At 49.8% G+C, this 5,230-nt stretch carries 1 tRNA gene and 3 rRNA genes; all 4 read right to left on the reverse strand.

Annotated features, from left to right (window positions below):
- The 4 genes from rrf to D8872_RS10445 all read right to left on the reverse strand — a co-directional run bounded on the left by rrf (position 1) and on the right by D8872_RS10445 (position 4,913).
- Positions 1-116: ribosomal RNA gene (gene rrf / locus D8872_RS10430) — 5S ribosomal RNA — on the reverse strand.
- 100 nt (positions 117-216) lie between these two features.
- Positions 217-3,114, reverse strand: a 23S ribosomal RNA gene (locus D8872_RS10435).
- Between the two features lie 126 nt (positions 3,115-3,240).
- Positions 3,241-3,313: transfer RNA gene (locus D8872_RS10440), tRNA-Ala, on the reverse strand.
- A 53-nt stretch (positions 3,314-3,366) separates the two neighbouring features.
- Positions 3,367-4,913: ribosomal RNA gene (locus D8872_RS10445) — 16S ribosomal RNA — on the reverse strand.
- The 16S, 23S and 5S rRNA genes sit together here with 1 tRNA gene alongside, the layout of an rRNA operon.
- Positions 4,914-5,230: the final 317 nt, after the last annotated feature.

A 5,230-nucleotide genomic window follows, 5' to 3' on the forward strand; every position in this document is an offset into this window, starting at 1 on the left:
GCTAAGCGACTACCATATCTCACAGGGGGCAACCCCCAACTACTTCCGGCGTTCTAGGGCTTAACTTCTGTGTTCGGCATGGGTACAGGTGTATCTCCTAGGCTATCGTCACTTAACTTACTGAATTAACTTACAATATCTCATTGCCTTGTCAACTCAAAATTGAATAACTACTCAAACCTCACAATACTTGCCAAAAGCTGCGCTCAATGAAAATTGGATAAGTCCTCGAGCTATTAGTATTAGTCCGCTACATGTGTCGCCACACTTCCACTCCTAACCTATCTACCTGATCTTCTCTCAGGGCTCTTACTAACTTGCGTTATGGGAAATCTCATCTTGAGGTGGGTTTCACACTTAGATGCTTTCAGCGTTTATCCCTTCCCTACATAGCTACCCAGCGATGCCTCTGGCGAGACAACTGGTACACCAGCGGTAAGTCCACTCTGGTCCTCTCGTACTAGGAGCAGATCCTCTCAAATTTCCTACGCCCGCGACGGATAGGGACCGAACTGTCTCACGACGTTCTGAACCCAGCTCGCGTGCCGCTTTAATGGGCGAACAGCCCAACCCTTGGGACCGACTACAGCCCCAGGATGCGACGAGCCGACATCGAGGTGCCAAACCTCCCCGTCGATGTGAACTCTTGGGGGAGATAAGCCTGTTATCCCCAGGGTAGCTTTTATCCGTTGAGCGATGGCCCTTCCATGCGGAACCACCGGATCACTAAGCCCGACTTTCGTCCCTGCTCGAGTTGTAGCTCTCGCAGTCAAGCTCCCTTATACCTTTACACTCTGCGACTGATTTCCAACCAGTCTGAGGGAACCTTTGGGCGCCTCCGTTACCTTTTAGGAGGCGACCGCCCCAGTCAAACTGCCCGTCAGACACTGTCTCCGATAGGGATCACCTATCCGGGTTAGAGTGGCCATAACACAAGGGTAGTATCCCAACAACGCCTCCATCGAAACTGGCGTCCCGATCTCATAGGCTCCTACCTATCCTGTACATGTGGCACAGACACTCAATATCAAACTGCAGTAAAGCTCCATGGGGTCTTTCCGTCCTGTCGCGGGTAACCTGCATCTTCACAGGTACTAAAATTTCACCGAGTCTCTCGTTGAGACAGTGCCCAAATCATTACGCCTTTCGTGCGGGTCGGAACTTACCCGACAAGGAATTTCGCTACCTTAGGACCGTTATAGTTACGGCCGCCGTTTACTGGGGCTTCAATTCATACCTTCGCGTTACCGCTAAGCACTCCTCTTAACCTTCCAGCACCGGGCAGGCGTCACCCCCTATACATCATCTTACGATTTAGCAGAGAGCTGTGTTTTTGATAAACAGTTGCTTGGGCCTATTCACTGCGGCTGACCAAAGTCAGCACCCCTTCTCCCGAAGTTACGGGGTCATTTTGCCGAGTTCCTTAACGAGAGTTCTCTCGCTCACCTGAGGCTACTCGCCTCGACTACCTGTGTCGGTTTGCGGTACGGGTAGAGTATGATACAACGCTAGAAGCTTTTCTTGGCAGTGTGACATCACTCACTCGCTACTAAACTTCGCTCCCCATCACAGCTCAACGTTACAGGTATAAGCATTTGACTCATACCACGCCTCACTGCTTAGACGTACATCCATTCGTACGCACGAGTTAGCCTACTGCGTCCCTCCATCACTTCATACTCTAGTACAGGAATATCAACCTGTTGTCCATCGGATACACCTTTCGGTCTCTCCTTAGGTCCCGACTAACCCAGGGCGGACGAGCCTTCCCCTGGAAACCTTAGTCTTACGGTGGATGGGATTCTCACCCATCTTTCGCTACTCATACCGGCATTCTCACTTCTATGCGTTCCAGCGCTCCTCACGGTACACCTTCTCCACACATAGAACGCTCTCCTACCATACCTATAAAGGTATCCACAGCTTCGGTAAATTGTTTTAGCCCCGGTACATTTTCGGCGCAGGGTCACTCGACTAGTGAGCTATTACGCACTCTTTGAATGAATAGCTGCTTCTAAGCTAACATCCTAGTTGTCTGTGCAACCCCACATCCTTTTCCACTTAACAATTATTTTGGGACCTTAGCTGGTGGTCTGGGCTGTTTCCCTTTCGACTACGGATCTTAGCACTCGCAGTCTGACTGCCGACCATAATTCATTGGCATTCGGAGTTTATCTGAGATTGGTAATCCGGGATGGACCCCTCACCCAAACAGTGCTCTACCTCCAAGAATCTCTATGTCGACGCTAGCCCTAAAGCTATTTCGGAGAGAACCAGCTATCTCCAAGTTCGTTTGGAATTTCTCCGCTACCCACAAGTCATCCAAGCACTTTTCAACGTGCCCTGGTTCGGTCCTCCAGTGCGTTTTACCGCACCTTCAACCTGCTCATGGGTAGGTCACATGGTTTCGGGTCTACATCATGATACTAAGACGCCCTATTCAGACTCGGTTTCCCTACGGCTCCGTCTCTTCAACTTAACCTCGCATCATAACGTAACTCGCCGGTTCATTCTACAAAAGGCACGCTCTCACCCATTAACGGGCTCGAACTTGTTGTAGGCACACGGTTTCAGGTTCTATTTCACTCCCCTTCCGGGGTACTTTTCACCTTTCCCTCACGGTACTGGTTCACTATCGGTCACTAGGGAGTATTTAGGGTTGGGAGATGGTCCTCCCAGATTCCGACGGGATTTCGCGTGTCCCGCCGTACTCAGGATTCTGCTAGGTACAGATTCTATTTAAAATACGAGGCTCTTACTCTCTTTGGCTGACCTTCCCATGTCATTCTTCTATAAAATCTGAGTCCACATTGCAGTCCTACAACCCCGAAGAGTAAACTCTTCGGTTTGCCCTCCTGCCGTTTCGCTCGCCGCTACTAAGGCAATCGCTTTTGCTTTCTCTTCCTGCAGCTACTTAGATGTTTCAGTTCACTGCGTCTTCCTCCTCATCTCCTTAACAGAGATGGGTAACAGGTAGTACCTGTTGGGTTCCCCCATTCGGACATCCCCGGATCTGCGCTTACTTACAGCTCCCCGAGGCATTTCGTCGTTTGTCACGTCCTTCTTCGGCTCCTANTGCCAAGGCATCCACCGTGCGCCCTTACTAACTTAACCTTATTTTTGACCTTTCAGTCTTAAACTCATTAATATTCACAGCGTTTCGGTTTATTTTCTTGTTACTATTTGATATAGTTATTCAATTTTCAATGGACAAGTTTAGAATAGTCATCACTATCCTAATGGAGCCTAGCGGGATCGAACCGCTGACCTCCTGCGTGCAAAGCAGGCGCTCTCCCAGCTGAGCTAAGGCCCCACAAGACCTCTCAAAACTAAACATGACGACCAATGGCTTCCGTTTTTCCTTAGAAAGGAGGTGATCCAGCCGCACCTTCCGATACGGCTACCTTGTTACGACTTCACCCCAATCATCTATCCCACCTTAGGCGGCTGGCTCCTAAAAGGTTACCTCACCGACTTCGGGTGTTACAAACTCTCGTGGTGTGACGGGCGGTGTGTACAAGGCCCGGGAACGTATTCACCGCGGCGTGCTGATCCGCGATTACTAGCGATTCCGACTTCATGTAGGCGAGTTGCAGCCTACAATCCGAACTGAGACTGGCTTTAAGAGATTAGCTTGCCGTCACCGACTTGCGACTCGTTGTACCAGCCATTGTAGCACGTGTGTAGCCCAGGTCATAAGGGGCATGATGATTTGACGTCATCCCCACCTTCCTCCGGTTTATTACCGGCAGTCTCGCTAGAGTGCCCAACTAAATGATGGCAACTAACAATAAGGGTTGCGCTCGTTGCGGGACTTAACCCAACATCTCACGACACGAGCTGACGACAACCATGCACCACCTGTCACCGGTGTGCCGAAGCAAAATCCTATCTCTAGGACGGGCACCGGGATGTCAAGACCTGGTAAGGTTCTTCGCGTTGCTTCGAATTAAACCACATGCTCCACCGCTTGTGCGGGCCCCCGTCAATTCCTTTGAGTTTCAACCTTGCGGTCGTACTCCCCAGGCGGAGTGCTTAATGCGTTAGCTGCGGCACTGAGTCCCGGAAAGGACCCAACACCTAGCACTCATCGTTTACGGCGTGGACTACCAGGGTATCTAATCCTGTTTGCTCCCCACGCTTTCGAGCCTCAGCGTCAGTTACAGACCAGAGAGCCGCTTTCGCCACCGGTGTTCCTCCATATATCTACGCATTTCACCGCTACACATGGAATTCCACTCTCCCCTTCTGCACTCAAGTTAAACAGTTTCCAAAGCGTACTATGGTTAAGCCACAGCCTTTAACTTCAGACTTATCTAACCGCCTGCGCTCGCTTTACGCCCAATAAATCCGGACAACGCTCGGGACCTACGTATTACCGCGGCTGCTGGCACGTAGTTAGCCGTCCCTTTCTGGTAAGATACCGTCACAGTGTGAACTTTCCACTCTCACACTCGTTCTTCTCTTACAACAGAGCTTTACGATCCGAAAACCTTCTTCACTCACGCGGCGTTGCTCGGTCAGACTTCCGTCCATTGCCGAAGATTCCCTACTGCTGCCTCCCGTAGGAGTCTGGGCCGTGTCTCAGTCCCAGTGTGGCCGATCACCCTCTCAGGTCGGCTATGTATCGTCGCCTTGGTGAGCCGTTACCCCACCAACTAGCTAATACAACGCAGGTCCATCTGGTAGTGGTGCAATTGCACCTTTCAATTGACTATCATGCAATAGTCAATGTTATGCGGTATTAGCTATCGTTTCCAATAGTTATCCCCCGCTACCAGGCAGGTTACCTACGCGTTACTCACCCGTTCGCAACTCATCCAGAAGAGCAAGCTCTCCCTTCAGCGTTCTACTTGCATGTATTAGGCACGCCGCCAGCGTTCGTCCTGAGCCAGGATCAAACTCTCATTAAAAGTTTGAGTTCTCACTCATTTCTGTCACTGACAGATTTATTGTTTTTTTCTTTGTTCAGTACTACAACATATATTGTAGCGCCCTGCACATTGGTTCGTCTTGTTCAGTTTTCAAAGGTCTTTATCGCTCTCTCAAGCGACAACTATATCAGTATATCACCTATCCACTCCCTTGTCAACACTTTTTTTGAATTTTTTTATCTTTTTTACAAATTTATTTCCCACCACCATCAAAATCACTGATAAATCAATAACTAATAGGGAAAGGTAACATCTCCCTCTTACCTCTCCCTTATTCTCTATATCACCGTGCTGCT

The organism is Streptococcus cristatus (genome assembly GCF_003943815.1).
Taxonomy (GTDB): Bacteria; Bacillota; Bacilli; order Lactobacillales; family Streptococcaceae; genus Streptococcus; species Streptococcus cristatus_F.